The sequence below is a fragment of the Pseudomonas sp. NPDC087614 genome, assembly GCF_044743485.1.
GTDB classification, from domain to species: domain Bacteria; phylum Pseudomonadota; class Gammaproteobacteria; order Pseudomonadales; family Pseudomonadaceae; genus Aquipseudomonas; species Aquipseudomonas baetica_A.
On sequence record NZ_JBIUWN010000002.1, the window covers coordinates 84,039 to 99,716 of the forward strand.

Below are 15,678 nucleotides of genomic sequence, written 5' to 3' on the forward strand. Positions count from 1 at the left end.
GAAAGCGCGGTTAGGCGCTTCCAGCGTTCACGAGTGTAAAAACACGCGGTGAACACATTCCATAAATCAAGTGCGAGTTCTTGTGTCCAGTTAAACGCCGTGTTGGCGGTCGGACAGGATGTAGATTTGCGTCCGGTCCGACCCTGCGTCTGGCTCAGTAACCCGTCAAATCCGCCAACGGATGCCGCCCCGCGTTACTACGCAACCGTCGAAAAGTCGTCCCGTTAGCCATCTCCTAGGGCATTCCCAGACGCTTCCTACAGTTTCATTTCCTTGCATTTGTTAGCGTCTGTTCGTGCCGATCAAGGTGAGCAAAACTCAGTTCAACAGCGGCGAATAAAAGGACGATGCCGCTATGAAGCTTCTTGTTATTCACCAAAACTTTCCGGGCCAGTTCCGTCATGTGGTGCTGGCGGCGATTGACAGGCGTTATGAGGTTTTAGCGATAGGTCGGGATACGGCGCCGGGTATCGCAGGGGTGAAAATATATCGATACCGCGCTGCCAGCCGAGCGCCGAGCGGTATTCACCCCTACCTGACCCGTTACGAACAAGCGGTGACTGATGGACAGAAGGTTTTTGAAACTCTGAGCCGGCTGAAACATTCGGGTTATCGGCCGGACGTGATTCTCGCTCATCCCGGATGGGGGGAAACGCTCTTCGTCAAGGATGTCTATCCTGACGCGCCGCTTATTCACTATTGCGAATATTACTATCGGGCGCAGGGCGCAGATTCCGGGTTCGACCCTGAATTCCCGCGAGCAACAAGAGAGTCATCAAGGCTGCGAGTGCTCAATTCGCTGCATCTTTTGAATCTTGAGCAATGTGACATTGCCATTGCGCCCACGCGGTGGCAGCGCAGTCTCTTTCCGGCCGCTTATCAGTCGGCCATTCGGGTTATTCACGAGGGCGTCATTCAGAGTTCCTGTTTGGCGAAAGCTGGGGCCGTCAGGTTGCCCAATGGCGTCGAACTGAGAGCCGGGCAGCCGATCGTTACTTATGTCGCGAGGAATCTTGAGCCTTATCGCGGGTTTCACAGTTTTATGCGAGCGATCCCGCATATTCAGGCTGAGTGTCCCGGTGCGCAGATAATCATAGTGGGCGGTGATGACGTCAGTTACGGGGGTAAGCCGGTTGGCTATGCAAATTGGCGCAGCAGGATGGAGGCAGAGGTAAGTTTCGATCATTCCACCGTTCATTTCACAGGGAAGCTTCCTTACCAGACTTACCGGGCAGTTCTGGACTGTTCAAAGGTTCATGTTTATTTGACGTATCCGTTTGTTATGTCGTGGTCGTTACTGGAGGCGATGGCGGCTGGGTGTGTGGTAGTAGCGTCGGATACGGCTCCGGTAAGGGAGGTGATCGTCGATGGTCACAATGGAATGCTGGTGGATTTCTTCGATCATCACGGTATCGCCAAACGTATTGCCAAGGTTCTTGATTCCGTTGATGAGTTCGACTGCCTGCGCCGCGCTGCGAAGTTGACGGCGAGCAGATTTGATGTGGCGTACGGCACGAAACATTACTTTGAGGTATTTGAAAGCGCGATGTTCGGGCATCTCAAGAAACCGCCTGCTCGTCAGTTTGACTGGGAGATTTGAAATGCTCCGGATGTCGCGTAAGCCATGGGTTAAATGGTTTAAGAAGTTGTTGAAATACGGCTTGTTTATTTATGCCTGTTATTGCGTGGTGAATTTTTATATCCGTGAAGAACAGGTCGCCGAGGCGATGGCAATCTATTACGCGGATCAGGAGGCCTGTCAAAAGAAGCTGGCGAGCATGAAGCAGGTGCCCATACTGGGCGGCAGCTATGTGGATAAGACTCTGGTCCCGGAGTTTTATGTGGGCATGCCTGAACTGGCGAATAAGAAAGCGTGTCTGGCCAATACGCTCAAGGGGCATTTCTGGTGGACCGGGACGGAGATACGGTCTTACCACGACCAGAGTGTAAAGCCGACTCCTGAAAGTTGGCGTCTTTATAAGCTGAACGCTGGGCTTTATACAAAAAAAGAAAACACTGAACCCCATGAACGGGGCTATCGGCACGTCAACTGGCCGGATGAGTTGATTGTGAAGTTGATTAATTATCCGGGGTTAGAGATTTGGCTGGATGCTCCGCCGCCGCATTTCAAGAATGTGGATTCCGTCAGAACGTTTGTCATTACTGGCTGGCCGCGGCGTGATGGCACCCCTCGGTTGATAGGCTGTAACGGTTTGATTCGCCCGGCTTCCGAGGAACAACTGACTGACGAGAAATTGGCAATGCTCAACAGAGCAGAATTGGAAAATCTGGATTTTGGCAAGTTGAACTTTTTCTGCACTGTCAATCTGGATAGCTTTGACTTTGCTGGGGGGCACGGCAGCGTAGACCTCGGTCTATCGTCATTACGCGAAACACCTGAGATGCTCAAGTTTCTCAGTGATTATCTTTCACGCTCAGTTATTACAAGGAAGTAACGATGACTTATATTTTTAGCGATATTGAAAAAACAGCGATCTTTAACGCAGCCAATATTTGCAAAGGTATTAGGCTTCTCTCAAAAAAAATTGAGTACGAGGCACTGGGAATAACAGGGGCTAGCTGCGCTCCCCTGTATCAAAAACTATTCGATATTATTGGCGGAAGAGTTTCTGAGGCTACCGCTGTCGATCAAGAAGCGGGAAAAGTTCTGAAAAGCGCCAGGCTCTGGCTTGCCGTGGCCATTGATGCCAACGGTGGAAACGGTGCCTACTCCGCCCTGATTCGCGGCTACACCTCGCGGCAAGGTGAACTGAGATTGAATAAAATCTTCAGTGAAAACCTGATGCAACTGTCATCGAATCAGGTCGCCGCCAATTTCATCAATACTTTGATCGACGGATCCCTCGCGGGTCGGCTGGCACCCTGGACGGTTCCATCCATCAGCCAGATTGCAGAGATTGATGCCAGTGCGATCGGCAAGGCACTGTTTAGTGAGGCTTGCGGAGAGAAGGATACAGCCGTGAGCCATAACGCCGGCTGGTCAGGGACAGTCGGATTCAGCCTGTTGGGTGGAGCGCCGCCCTATGAAACCTGGAGATTGATCTCTGCGGGTGATTCGCAAGGGGAAGATGGCGGCCCGCCGATTCAAGCAAAAGCCAACAGGCTCGATGACTATAAAAATATTCTGTTCGCCATCGATTCCTACAGTGTCGGCCTGCGAGCGGCGATCAGCAATTTCGGCGTCAATCCATTGCAAAGTCTGCTTTCCGTCGTGCCAGAGCAAATCAATATCGCGCTCGCCAGTGGCAGCCTCAATCCGCTGATTCAGCATGTAGTGAAAGGCACGCCGGTTTCCGTCGTGGTCGACCTGATATTGCGCTATGGCCAGAACGAATTTCTGGACATGTTCAAGCGCACCTACAACGGCGATTCAGCAGCGCCACCTACCACCGATGAAACCTTCGCCACCAACGCTTACGCATTCTTCTCGGCATTTTCACCAGAGCAGTCCCAAAGCATCGTCACCCGTTCGATAGGCGAATACGGAAACGCCAATTCATGGGCAAAACTGGCTGGCGAGTCGACACCCATCGGCCTGGCGTTGCGTAATTCCCTGAAGCAACTCAGTGAAATCGTCATCGAACGCGATGACGGTTACCCCGGACGCGGACTGGCACTCTACGATCCGCTGACCGGCGAAGGTTTCATCACTGCGCAATGGCTTGCCGATCGTGCGCAGATGTTGGCCCGGTTGATTGCCCGAACCCAGGGCTCGTTTGGAGAGCACTCGCTGCAGGAGTTTTCCTACTCCGATCTCGCCTCAGCCAAACAGGCGCCGATGACCACCGGTGTGTTGAATCCGCTGGTCATGTTCGGCGATGACGGTGCACGGTCTTTCGCAGGCGGTGCGAACATTGATCATCTGTATGGCGGCGCGGGCAATGACACGATCAACGGACTGGCAGGTCACGATGTCATCGAGGGTGGACGCGGCGACGACTTGCTTGGCGGAGGCGACGGCAATGATGCGTTGCACGGAATGGCCGGTGATGATGTTCTGGTCGGAGGAAAGGGTAACGACTCTTTGAGCGGTGGCGAAGGCAGCGACCGCTATGAGTTTTCCAGCGGTGATGGCATCGATGAGATCTTCGACGCCAACGCCAATGGGCAGCTGTGGATCAACGGCGCGCCGATTCCTTCACTCAAACGTCGCGCCCCTTTGAGCAATATCTGGTCGACCGAGGATCAGGCCATCACCCTGACCCTCATCGAAGAACTCACTGAACCCACCCTCAACATCAAATATGGCCTGAACGACCTCGTCGTTATCAATAACTTCCGCCCCGGGATGCTTGGTATCCGACTTCCTGAACACCAAGACCATACGGTCTCTGCTCCCGATCTGGTTCTCCAGGGCGACTGGAAAGCGAAAGATATCGACCCCAATGTTCCCGGTGATCAGTTCTCATACGATGAGCTGGGCAACGCGTTGCTATTGGCCAACGTAAAACAGAGAAACAAGGCCGATGTGCTCTACGGCTCTGCAAAAGACGACGTCATTCTCGGACTTGGTGGATCAGACCGATTATTCGGCAAGGACGGAAACGATCAGTTGTTTGGGGATAAACAGACGACGCTCGAAAAAGCCATGGCCGCTGGTGACTCTAAAGGGAAAGCCGCTCGAGGCGATTGGCTTGACGGAGGCGCCGGCCACGATTTGCTCATCGGTACGGCATCCCAGGACGTGCTTCTGGGCGGTAACGATCGGGATACGCTGATTGGAGGTGCGGGAGATGACGTTTTATCAGGGGATGAAACGACCGGCGCGCTGGAGCAGAAATGGGGATTCAAACGCGTCGAAGTGCTTATAGACGGTGGTGTCACCAGTCACCGAACTGTCTTTTCACAGGCCTCCTTTAACAGTTCGACGCAGGGCGATAACGATGTTCTCTACGGCCAGGGCGGTCGCGATGTTCTCAATGGCGGATGGGGCGAGGATCTGCTTGATGGCGGAACAGAAGATGATCTTCTTGCAGGGGATGGGGGGGATGACACGCTGGCCGGAGGAAGCGGTAACGACACGATAATGGGAGACAACCTCGATTGGGGCGGGGGACTGCAAAGCAAACACCATGGTAACGATGTATTGGACGGTGGAAGTGGCGATGATTGGCTCGCTGGTAACGGTGGAAACGATGCGATTTATGGTGGTCCAGGCAATGACACTCTCAAGGGCGATGACGATGTACTGAATGGCGTTGCCGGTGACGCTGCCCACTTTTTTGGAAGCGACCTGCTGGACGGTGGTGCAGGAGACGACACACTCTGGGGCGGTGGGGCGGATGATCTGCTGTTCGGAGGTGAGGGTAACGACGCGCTGGCCGGGGATTATGCTGAGCATCCAATTCGGTACCACGGCAATGATTTACTTGATGGTGGAGCGGGCGATGACACACTTCAGGGAATGGGGGGTTCCGATACCCTGATCGGTGGGGCAGGAGCTGACGCGCTGGATGGCGATGTGTCCAACCTGCAGTCAGGTGGAATCAACAATGATTACCTTCAAGGCGATGAAGGAAACGATACCCTTCTGGGCGGCTTGGGCGCCGACACGCTTTATGGCGGCGCTGATGATGACATTTTATCCGGCGACTACGCGCAGACAGCCGAAGCCGAACATGGCGCAGATTATCTGGACGGTGGTTCAGGCAACGATACCTTGCTCGGCGGTGGTGGCAACGACACGTTGTTGGGCGGGGAGGGTGTAGACCACCTTCGTGGGGATTCCGGCAATAACGTTTTTGATGGCGGGCCCGGTAACGACGTGATGGAGGGCCATGACGGCGCTGATGTTTACTATTTCGGGGTGGGTGATGGTCTTGACGTTATCACCGATTCAGGTGGCAGCAATGTCATCAAGTTCGGTGCCGGGTTCTCTGCGGAAAGTTTGAAAGCCGACATTATTGATGTTTCCGTAGGCCGGGTATTGCGGCTGTTCAATGGTGAGGGGGACGCCATCCTTATCAGGAATTATGAAGAATGGAAGAATTCAACGTTCACGTTTAGCGATGGTGTCATTCTCGGCTATCAAGAGGTCATGAAAAAAACGCTGCCAGCTGTAGAGATCATCGAGCCGCCAGCAGGGGATGGAGTGCTGGCCAAAGAAGAAGATATAGACATTATTGCAAACGAAGTACAGGTTGCTGTTCCGGACCAATCAGGGATCGTTGTTCCTGGCGAGGAACGAAGTAATGCCATTGATCATAATGTTGGCTGGACAGACAGGTTCCTGGCGGAGCTCAAAGCAAAGCGCTCCGCTAGCAGGCATGCAACAGGATTTACCTTGAGCAAACCAGGTGTCTGGGTTCGTAACCATATAACCACCAACGATACGGGTTATATCACCCACACTGATGTGATCGATGAAAGCATCGAAACGGGGGCATTGTCTGAAACGCCTCAATGGATGGGGTCTGCCACTGGCGATGCGGTATTTAGCGAAAGACAGTCAAGCTCTACATCCCGATCCAGTTTTCGAGAGGTAAAGAAAGAGGGCATTACGTCGCCGTTATTGCTGGAGCCACGTTATTTTCGATCTGGCACTGCCAGCGGTTTTTCATTCAAAGTCGGCGACGTAATTATTGCAGATAGAACAGATTCAGGTGCTATCGAAGGGTGGTACATCTATCCTGCTGAAAGTTTCACGGCGGGCGAAACTGTCCGCAAGGAATTTCGGCGGGATGTCACAACTGAAACGATCAAACATAAAGTTGTCCACGGCGACGATGTCGGTGGGCGAGTTAATGTCGAAGTCGGCAATCTTTTCCTGGGGGGTGCAGGCGATGACCTGATCGTCGCCTATTCTGGTGTTCTACTTGATTACGGCTATATTAATGAAAGGATACCGGGTGCCTTTCTGTCCGCCGGTGCAGGCAACGATACCCTCCTCGGTTCTGAAGGCGCTGATTATTTAGTGAGCGGCGCTGGGGATGACTACCTGTACGGTGAAAACGGTGCCGATACTTACATCGTGCAGGCGCATGCTGGCGCAACGACCATTATCGCGGATGTGCTGAATCCGGTTTTTATCCGACCTGAAGTAGGTGTTGCCGGATGGAAGGACGAGTATGGATTAGTCGATCAAGATACTGTCGTGCTTCCAGAAGACGCGACGCAGGAGAATTTGCAGCTCAGTTGGGGCGCAACACTCATTGAAACAGTGAATGTTGAGTTGGCACCTGATCCGCGTCGTAATGCCTATCGCCATCCGCCGCGCGCGCAAATGCTCTATTCGACACTCGATATTAAATGGGGTGGGTCGCAGAAAGTTCGCATTGTTCTACCCAATGCCGGAGATATCGAGGGTTCCGGCATTGAGATTATTAAATTTGCAGATGGCTCAAGCCTTACTCTCAAAGAACTGTTTGGCTCCAGTCAGCTGGGTCCTGCCCCGAATACTTATTACAATGGTCTCTTGGTCGATAATGCGGCCAGTGCCAAATCTATGAGAAATGGCCAAGCGCTCCCACTGGTGGGAAGTCACGGTAATGACACTCTAAGCGGCGCAGGTGAAATCAGAGGTATGCAGGGACATGATGCGCTGATGGGGAGTGTCGACGATGATGTACTGCTAGGCGGTCCCGGTAATGACACGTTGTCTGGTGGTGCTGGCAACGATCTCTACAAATACGATGGTCTTGGAAGAGACTTGATTAATAACACCGGGGGTGGGATCGATGGAATCGATTTTTCGGGTGTGGGTATACCTATTGAACAATTAAGGTTTCATCGCGATCAGGAAGATCTTGTCATAGTGGTCTGCTATGGCATGGGCCCCAAGGTTCGAGTGGCTAATCATTTTTCTGGAGGCGAAAGCGCGATTGGGTTCATAAGGGTTAGCGGCGAAGGAGAAACGGTTAAAGACTACCCCGCAGCGCAAATTGCCGAACGACTGCATCCTCTTCCGCCACTGCGTGATGTGGAGGATATTCTTGTAAAAGAAAATGAAGAGTCGCAACTCGCGTTGGCCGAGATAATCAAGTTCTACGAACTGAATTAACTGTAATAACGTCAGTTTGAGGGTGCCCGCGATCGAAGACAAAGGTGACCATCGCGGGCAATCAGTACTTCAATACTGCGTCAGATCCGCCAACGGATGTCGGCCCTCCCAAACCTTGTGAAAGTGCGCCTCGACCACTGCATCCGGCACGTGATTGACGTCCGGCCAATGCCAGTGCGGCTTCTGATCCTTGTCGATCAACCGTGCGCGGACCCCTTCACTGAACTCAGGATGCCGGCAGCAATTGAGGCTCAGGGTGTATTCCATCTGAAAGACTTCGGCGAGTGACATATAACGGGCGCGGATGATCTGTTCCCAGACCAGATGAGCGGTCACCGGCGAGCCTTCGCTCAGGGTCTTGGCAGCGCGGGCGAGTAACGGGTCGCTGCTGTCACGTTGCAGGCTGATGGCTTTCCACGCACAGGTGACGTCGCTGACGTCGAGCAGATCGTCGATTTGCTGACGACGCGGCAACCACTGCGCCTCTGGCAATTGGCCAACGGCTTCCTGCTGCAACGCTTTGAGCAGGCTGTTGAGTTGCATGTCGGTCTGTTCCTGCCAGTTCAATTGCAGCAGGCCTTCGATCAGTTCCGGTTGTTGTTCGTCGAGCATAAAACGGTCGGCCAAGCCCAGATCAATCGCATCGCGCCCGTTCAGATGCGCGCCGGTCAGGCCGAGAAACAAGCCGAACTTGCCCGGCAGCCTTGAGAGAAACCAACTGGCACCCACATCCGGATACAGACCAATGGTGATTTCCGGCATGGCCAAGCGGCTGCTCGGGGTGACGATCCGCGTGCTGGCGCCTTGCAACAAGCCCATGCCGCCGCCCAGCACGTAGCCGTGGCCCCAGCAGATCAGCGGTTTTGGATAAGTGTGCAGGCTGTAATCCAGGCGATATTCCGCGCTGAAGAACTGCGCGGCCAGTGGCGGCACTTCGCCGGGATGGGCGCGACAGGCTTCCACCAGGCTGCGCACTTCGCCGCCGGCGCAGAAGGCCTTGGCGCCGTTGCCGCGCAGCAGTACGCAGACGATTTGCGGATCCTTGGCCCAAACGTTCAGTTTGTCGCTCAAGGCGTTGATCATTGGCAGGGACAACGCGTTCAGCGATTTTTCAGCATCCAGGCTGGCGATACCGATGCGGGCGCCGTCGGTGCCGGTGAGTTCTTCGAAGTGCAGATTCATCGTGACCTCGATCGGGAATTTGAGCGTTCAGTATGATCGCTGTGTGGGAAAGTGCCGGATCTGCGTCAGATCAATTGACAAGCGTGGTCGGCTTTCCTAGGGTTCGCCCCATTGTTTTTGCCGGGTATGACCATGACTGCTGACGACCGTATCAAACTCGAACCGAGCTGGAAGGAGGCACTGCGTGCCGAATTCGACCAGCCTTACATGGCAGAGTTGCGTAACTTCCTGCAGCAGGAGCGGGCGGCCGGCAAGGAAATCTATCCGCCGGGGCCGCTGATTTTCAACGCGCTGAATTCGACGCCGCTGGATAAAGTCAAAGTGGTGATCCTCGGCCAGGACCCGTATCACGGCCCGGGCCAGGCCCATGGCCTGTGCTTCTCGGTGCAACCGGGTGTGCCGGCACCGCCGTCGCTGGTCAACATCTATAAAGAGTTGAAGCGCGACCTGAACATCGACATCCCCAACCATGGCTATTTGCAGAGCTGGGCCGATCAAGGCGTGTTGATGCTTAACACCACCATGACGGTGGAGCGTGCCACCGCCAACGCGCACAAGGACAAGGGCTGGCAGTTTTTCACTGATCGAATCATTGAGCTGGTCAGCGAGCAGCAGACGCACCTGGTGTTCATGCTGTGGGGCGCCCATGCGCAGAGCAAGCAAAAGCTGATTGATGCGACCAAGCATCTGGTGCTGACGTCAGTGCATCCGTCACCGTTGTCGGCGTATCGTGGCTTTTTGGGTTGCGGGCACTTCAGTCGCACCAACAAGTTTCTGGAGCAGAACGGCGAGACGCCGATTGAGTGGCGGTTGCCGCCGGTTTGATGGGGTGACCGGGTTGCCTTCTTCGCGAACAGGCTCGCGAAGAAGGCAACCCGGTCTTTCTGAATTACTCGGGATTGCGATTCCAGTATTTGAACAACGGCTCAGCCAGAAACAGCACAAACAACAACCGCATCACCTGCATCGCCGTCACCAGCGGCACCGACAGTTGCAGGGTCTGCGCCGTCAGACTCATTTCAGCGATACCGCCAGGCATCATGCCCAGGGTCAGCGAGCGTAGATCCAGATGGGTCAGTGTGCTCAAGCCCAGCGCCGCCAATGTTGCGATCAACATGGTCAACACCGTGCCGATCAACGTGCGGCCCATGAACGATGGCGCCCGCCGGAAGAATTGCCGGTTGAAGTGGCAGCCCAAACCGCTGCCGATCAGCCACTGGCCAATCTGACTGCCGCCATCGGGCAGACCGATGTGCAAGTCCCAGCCAATGCTGATCGACGCGCTCACCAGCAATGGCCCGAACAGCCAGGGATTGGGTTGACGCAGTCGCTCCCAGACCCAGGCGAGCAGGGCACCCGCCGGAAACAGAAGCGCCAGCCAGCGCCAGTCGACGCTGCCTGCGTGAGAAACAGGCGTGCCATCGCCGAGCAAATACTTGAACGCCGCCGGCACACACAACACCACCACCAACACCCGCAAACTCTGCCCCGCCGCGACATGGCTGAGCATCGCGCCGTTGCGCGCGCCGAGGTTGACCATCTCACCCGAGCCGCCGGGCATGCTGGAAAAAAACGCGGTAGCTCGATCTTCGCCGGTACGGCGCATCAACCACACACCGACCACCGCCGACACACTGGTGACCAGCGCCCCGAAGAAGATCAAACCGAAATGACTCAGCACCTGTTCCATCACCACCGGGGTGAAGTGCAGGCCGATGCCGATTCCCACAATCCACTGGCCGCATTTACGCCCGCCAGGGATTTCGCTCAATTGCCAAGGAGTGAAGCAGCGCACGAGGATGATCGCCAGCAACGAGCCGACCATCCACGGCAGTGGCCAGCCGATCTGGCTGGCGATATAACCGCCAAGCAGACCGACCAGCGGCGTTCCCCACACGGTCTTGAGCGACCGATCAGACACCGGCAATGGCGCGACGGGCAGCGGAACGTTTGCGCCAGATACGGATGATCGGCATCAAGAGCATGATCCCCGTCAACACCCAGCAACCGAGGGTGATCGGGCTCGACCAGAGGATTTCCAGTGCACCGTTGGAGATCGACAGGGCGCGGCGCAGGTTCTGCTCCATCAGTTCGCCGAGGATGAAGCCCAGCAGCAGCGGCGACAACGGGAAGTCCAGCTTGCGCAGGATGTAACCGAAGATACCAATGCCGATCATCAGGAACAGATCGAACGTGGTGGCATGCACCGCGTAAACGCCGATCCCGGTGATGATGGCGATGACCGGCACCAGTGCCCAGTTCGGCACGGCGAGGATGCGGGTGAACACGCGGATCATCGGGATGTTGAGAACCACCAGCATGACGTTGGCGATGAACAACGAGGCGATCAGACCCCAGACGATGTCCGGTTGTTGCTGGAATAGCAGTGGGCCCGGCGTGATGTTGTACAGCGATAGCGCACCGATCATCACCGCGGTGGTACCTGAACCTGGAACACCGAGGGTCAGCATCGGCACCAAGGCACCGCAAGCCGCGCCACCGATGGCGGTTTCCGGGGCTGCGAGGCCACGGGCATCGCCCTCACCAAATTTGCCTGTGGCGCCGGCAAGACGCTTCTCGGTCATGTAGGCCACGGCGCTGGCAAGCGTCGCACCGGCCCCCGGCAACACGCCCATGATGAAACCCAGCACGCCGCAACGCAGGTTCACCGTGAACACCGACGCCGCTTCCTTGAAGTTGAACATCATGCGCCCGGTGGCTTTTACCGCTTCCTGGCCGTGGTGGGTTTTTTCCAGCAGCAGGAGGATTTCGCTGATGGAGAACAGGCCCAGCACCAGCACGACGAACTGAATGCCGTCGGTCAGGTGAATGTTGTCACCGGTGAAGCGATACACGCCGCTGTTGGCGTCGATGCCGACGGTCGACAGGAACAGACCGATCAGCGCCGCAATAAAGGTTTTCAGCGGTCGATCACCGGCCATGCCGCCGAGACAGACAATCGCGAAGACCATCAACACGAAGTATTCCGCCGGACCAAAGGCAATCGCCCATTTCGCCAGCAGCGGGGCGAACAGCACCATGCCGCAAGTGGCGATGAGCGCGCCGATGAACGAACTCCACGCCGACAGCGACAACGCCACGCCAGCCAGACCCTTGCGGGCCATCGGGTAGCCGTCGAGGGTGGTCATTACGGTGGAGGCTTCGCCAGGAATGTTCAGCAGGATCGAACTGATTCGCCCGCCGTATTCGCAGCCCAGATAAACCGCCGCCAGCAGAATCAACGCCGATTCCGGCGGCAGGCCGAGGGCGAATGCGATCGGGATCAGCAGGGCCACGCCGTTGATCGGGCCCAGACCCGGCAGCAGGCCGACGACAGTACCGATCAAGGTGCCGCAGAGCGCGGTGACCAGGTTGTAGGGGGTCAGCGCGACGCCAAAGCCCTGACCCAAATAGCCAAGAGTATCCATATCAGTTCTCCAGAACGTCGAGCAGGCCGAGGGGCAGCGGAACGTCCATCACACGGTCGAACAGCAGGTAAAGACCGACGGCCATCAGGCTGATGATCACGATGCTTGGCAACCAGCGGCCGCCGTACAGGCGCGCCATCGGTATGCCCGTCAGGATGCTGGCGATGATGAAACCAAGGGGTTCGAAGGTGCCGGCGAACACCAGCAGCAGAATCACGCAAATACCGATCTTGGTCAGGGTTTCACGATCCAGCGGCGGCTCGTCATCTTTGCTTTTGATCGGTGCTGGACGAAACACCATGTACAGCAAGGCCAGGCCCATCAGACCGAGCATCAACAGAGGAAAGGCGCGAGGGCCAACCGGTTCGTAGGAAAAGGCTGCCTGATACGGCCAGGCCATCAGTGCCAGGCCGACGCAGGCCAGCAACAGCACCGAGGCGAAAATGCGTTGAATAAGCATGGGGAACTCCTGTGCTGCAGCCCCGGGCGAACGGGGCCACAGCCGCTAGACAGAGACGATCACTGAATCAGGCCGAACTCTTTGGCCAGCACTTTGTAGTCCGCGACCTGCTTCTTCACGTAGGTGTCCAGTTCCGGACCGGTCATGGCGAACGGGAACAGTTCACGCTGATCGCGCAGCTTGGCGAAGTCTTCGGAGGCCAGCAGTTTGTCGAATGCCGCTTTCCACCAGGCGTAGTCTTCATCGCTGACTTTTGGCCCGAGGTAGAAACCGCGTACCACCGGCCAGACGATGTCATAGCCTTGCTCTTTGGCCGTCGGGATGTCTTTCATTTCCGGCTGATCCAGACGCTTGTCGGCAAACACCGCCAGCAGACGCATGTCACCGCTCTGGATGTGCGGCATGGAGTCGGAGATGTCGGTGCTGCCGACCTGAATGTGCCCGCCAAGCAGGGCCGTGGCGATTTCGCCGCCGCCTTCGAGGGCGACGTAACGCAGGTCACGCGGGTTGATCCCGGCAGCCTTGGCGATCAGCGCTGTTTGCATCCAGTCCTGGCTGCCGACGGTGCCACCGGAACCGATGACCACTTTGCTCGGATCTTTCTTCAGCGCCTGAACGAGATCGTCGAGAGTCTTGTAGGGCGAATCGCTTTTCACGGCGATGGCGCCGTAGCTTGTACCGACGGCTGCCAGCCAGCGCACGTTGCTTTCATCGAAACGACCGAACTTGCCCTGAGCCAGGTTCAGCAGCGAACCGCTCGACCACGCCACCAGGGTGCCGGCGTCGGCGGGACGTTGAGCGACCACCGCGTTGTAGGCGACCGCGCCGACACCGCCGGGCATGTAGGTCACGCGCATCGGTTTGCTCAGCAGCTTCTCGTTGACCAGCGCACTTTGCGCCAGTTTGCAGGTCAGGTCGAAACCACCGCCAGGCGAAGCCGGGGCGATACATTCCGGACGTTTCGGTTCGGCCAAGAGCTGGCCGGCAAACAGGATGCAACTGGCGGCGAGAGCCACTTTACGCAGTGATAAGTTCATTTCAGTCTCCACGGACATTGTTGTTATTCGAGGTGTTGCTTACCCAAGGGCGGTTACCAAAGAGCAACGCTATAGCTCACCAGCAGACGCACTTCGTCCGCATCGCGAGCAGAATAGTTGGAACGGTAGGTTGCATTACGCAGGCGCACGGCAACGTCTTTCAGGGCGCCGCTTTGCACCACATATTTGATTTCGGTGTTGCGCTCCCACTCTTTGCCTTCATCACCGTTCTTGAGTTTGATGTTGTCGCCGCTCAAGTAGCGGGTCATGAAGCTCAGGCCAGGGATGCCGAGTTTGCCGAAGTCATAGTCGTAACGTGCTTGCCAGGAGCGCTCTTCGGCGCCGGCGAAATCGTTGATCTGCACGAAGTTGACCAGGTACGGGTCACTGCCATCGACATAGGGGAATGCACTGTCGCCGGACATGTGCTGATAACCGGCGGTGAACTTGTGGCCGCTCAAGGCATAGCTGACCAGACCGTTGAGCGAGCGGTTGTCGATCTCGCCGCCACGGGCTGCGCCTTGGTCATCACTGAGGGCAAAACGCAGGTCGGTCGCAAAAGTCCCCGGGCCCATCGACCGTGAGGCGACGAGGCCGAAAAAGTGCTGGTTGTAGACTTCGTCGAGTTGGGCGAAGTGGTAGCTGCCGGTGATCTTGTCGGTGAACTTGTAGTCCACGCCGCCAAAATCGAAGTGTTTACCGGCGACGGCGCCAGCGAAGCGGCCGTTCTTGTTGTTGAGGGCGATGTCCTCGAAATCGGTGCTGTCGCGATCCTTGGCCTTCTCCAGACGGCCACCGGTGAAGGTCAGGTTCTTGAACTCTTTGGACGTCAGCAAGCCGCCTTCAAAGGTCTGCGGCAGGATGCGCCCGTCGTTCGCCTTGAGGATTGGCAGTTCGGGAATCAGGCTGCCGATTTTCAGTTCCGTGGCGGAGATCTTTACTTTGCCGGTCAGGCCGACTTTCGAGTATTCGTTCGCGGCGCGCCCATCGTCGTGGGTCGGCAGCAGGCCGCTGCCGGTGCGATCCGGACTCGAATCGAGTTTGACCCCGAACATGCCCAGCGCATCGACACCGAACCCCACGGTGCCGTCGGTGTAACCCGATTGCAGATTGAGCATGAAACCCTGAGCCCATTCATCGCGTTTGGATTGCTGGGCGCTGGTGCCAGAGCGAAAGTCGCGGTTGAAATACATGTTGCGGGTTTCGAAGGTGGCGCTGCTGTCTTCGATGAAGTCGGCGTGGCTCAGCGGCGAAAAACCGGCGAGGGCGGCGGCACTGGCAAGGGCGGTACGGCTGAAACGGGAAGGACGAACAGGCGTGAGAGCCTTGGTCTGCAAGGACGGCATGCGGGGGTACTCCGTTTATTGTTCTTATTGGTCGAAAACGCTTCGTGGCGTTTTTCGTAACGCTGTGTGGCATCAGCGACGGCAGTCTGGACTGTCCGTGCATTGACTCTAACGGGCCAACCTTTCGCTAACCTTTCAAATGACTTTCACGGTTTTCGGGCTTCACAGCGGCAGAGGCGGCTGTAAACTCCGCGGCAAAGCGTGG

10 protein-coding genes are annotated in these 15,678 nt (G+C 56.4%); 4 read left to right on the forward strand and 6 right to left on the reverse strand.

Annotated features, from left to right (window positions below):
• Window positions 1-355 precede the first annotated feature (355 nt).
• The 3 genes from ACIOWA_RS01220 to ACIOWA_RS01230 are packed head-to-tail and all read left to right on the forward strand — an operon-like array spanning window position 356 to window position 8,020.
• Window positions 356-1,600 (forward strand): glycosyltransferase family 4 protein, encoded by a 1,245-nt coding sequence (locus ACIOWA_RS01220; RefSeq protein ID WP_401157782.1) that lies wholly within the window; start codon window positions 356-358, stop codon window positions 1,598-1,600.
• Between the two features lies 1 nt (window position 1,601).
• A complete protein-coding gene (locus tag ACIOWA_RS01225) occupies window positions 1,602-2,456 on the forward strand; it encodes a hypothetical protein (protein ID WP_401157784.1) in 855 nt (284 codons plus the stop codon).
• A gap of 2 nt (window positions 2,457-2,458) precedes the next feature.
• Window positions 2,459-8,020 carry a calcium-binding protein gene (locus tag ACIOWA_RS01230; RefSeq protein ID WP_401157786.1) on the forward strand — a complete coding sequence of 1,854 codons (5,562 nt, stop codon included), beginning with the start codon at window positions 2,459-2,461 and terminating at the stop codon, window positions 8,018-8,020.
• Window positions 8,021-8,089: 69 nt separating this feature from the next.
• Here ACIOWA_RS01230 and ACIOWA_RS01235 read toward each other — a convergent pair whose 3' ends face one another.
• Window positions 8,090-9,202, reverse strand: a complete 1,113-nt coding sequence (locus tag ACIOWA_RS01235) for an enoyl-CoA hydratase/isomerase family protein (RefSeq protein ID WP_401157788.1) — start codon at window positions 9,200-9,202, stop codon at window positions 8,090-8,092.
• A gap of 132 nt (window positions 9,203-9,334) precedes the next feature.
• Between ACIOWA_RS01235 and ung the strand changes: the two genes are divergently transcribed.
• Complete coding sequence (gene ung / locus ACIOWA_RS01240) at window positions 9,335-10,027, forward strand: uracil-DNA glycosylase (RefSeq protein ID WP_401157790.1); 693 nt, start codon at window positions 9,335-9,337, stop codon at window positions 10,025-10,027.
• Between the two features lie 64 nt (window positions 10,028-10,091).
• On the opposite strand, the gene ACIOWA_RS01245 is transcribed toward ung, so the two are convergent.
• From ACIOWA_RS01245 to ACIOWA_RS01265, 5 genes are read right to left on the reverse strand one after another with little or no spacing between them, the layout of a single operon-like run.
• Window positions 10,092-11,123 (reverse strand): AbrB family transcriptional regulator, encoded by a 1,032-nt coding sequence (locus ACIOWA_RS01245; RefSeq protein ID WP_401157792.1) that lies wholly within the window; start codon window positions 11,121-11,123, stop codon window positions 10,092-10,094.
• Window positions 11,116-12,630 carry a tripartite tricarboxylate transporter permease gene (locus ACIOWA_RS01250; RefSeq protein ID WP_339430737.1) on the reverse strand — a complete coding sequence of 505 codons (1,515 nt, stop codon included), beginning with the start codon at window positions 12,628-12,630 and terminating at the stop codon, window positions 11,116-11,118. Before ACIOWA_RS01250 ends, ACIOWA_RS01245 begins: the two co-directional genes overlap by 8 nt.
• 1 nt (window position 12,631) lies before the next feature.
• On the reverse strand, window positions 12,632-13,090 hold the full coding sequence (locus ACIOWA_RS01255) for a tripartite tricarboxylate transporter TctB family protein (protein WP_339430738.1): 459 nt from the start codon (window positions 13,088-13,090) through the stop codon (window positions 12,632-12,634).
• A 59-nt stretch (window positions 13,091-13,149) separates the two neighbouring features.
• Window positions 13,150-14,127 carry a tripartite tricarboxylate transporter substrate binding protein gene (locus ACIOWA_RS01260; RefSeq protein ID WP_339430739.1) on the reverse strand — a complete coding sequence of 326 codons (978 nt, stop codon included), beginning with the start codon at window positions 14,125-14,127 and terminating at the stop codon, window positions 13,150-13,152.
• Between the two features lie 53 nt (window positions 14,128-14,180).
• The gene (locus ACIOWA_RS01265) at window positions 14,181-15,473 is read right to left on the reverse strand and encodes an OprD family porin (protein WP_401157795.1); all 1,293 of its coding nucleotides are present in this window, start codon (window positions 15,471-15,473) and stop codon (window positions 14,181-14,183) included.
• Window positions 15,474-15,678: the final 205 nt, after the last annotated feature.

Bases quoted from the DNA above. Each gene is read 5' to 3' on its own strand.
- ACIOWA_RS01220 (WP_401157782.1), top strand. From the start codon at position 356: ATGAAGCTTCTTGTTATTCACCAAAACTTTCCGGGCCAGTTCCGTCAT.
- ACIOWA_RS01225 (WP_401157784.1), top strand. From the start codon at position 1,602: ATGCTCCGGATGTCGCGTAAGCCATGGGTTAAATGGTTTAAGAAGTTG.
- ACIOWA_RS01230 (WP_401157786.1), top strand. From the start codon at position 2,459: ATGACTTATATTTTTAGCGATATTGAAAAAACAGCGATCTTTAACGCA.
- ACIOWA_RS01235 (WP_401157788.1), bottom strand. From the start codon at position 9,202: ATGAATCTGCACTTCGAAGAACTCACCGGCACCGACGGCGCCCGCATC.
- ung (WP_401157790.1), top strand. From the start codon at position 9,335: ATGACTGCTGACGACCGTATCAAACTCGAACCGAGCTGGAAGGAGGCA.
- ACIOWA_RS01250 (WP_339430737.1), bottom strand. From the start codon at position 12,630: ATGGATACTCTTGGCTATTTGGGTCAGGGCTTTGGCGTCGCGCTGACC.
- ACIOWA_RS01255 (WP_339430738.1), bottom strand. From the start codon at position 13,090: ATGCTTATTCAACGCATTTTCGCCTCGGTGCTGTTGCTGGCCTGCGTC.
- ACIOWA_RS01260 (WP_339430739.1), bottom strand. From the start codon at position 14,127: ATGAACTTATCACTGCGTAAAGTGGCTCTCGCCGCCAGTTGCATCCTG.
- ACIOWA_RS01265 (WP_401157795.1), bottom strand. From the start codon at position 15,473: ATGCCGTCCTTGCAGACCAAGGCTCTCACGCCTGTTCGTCCTTCCCGT.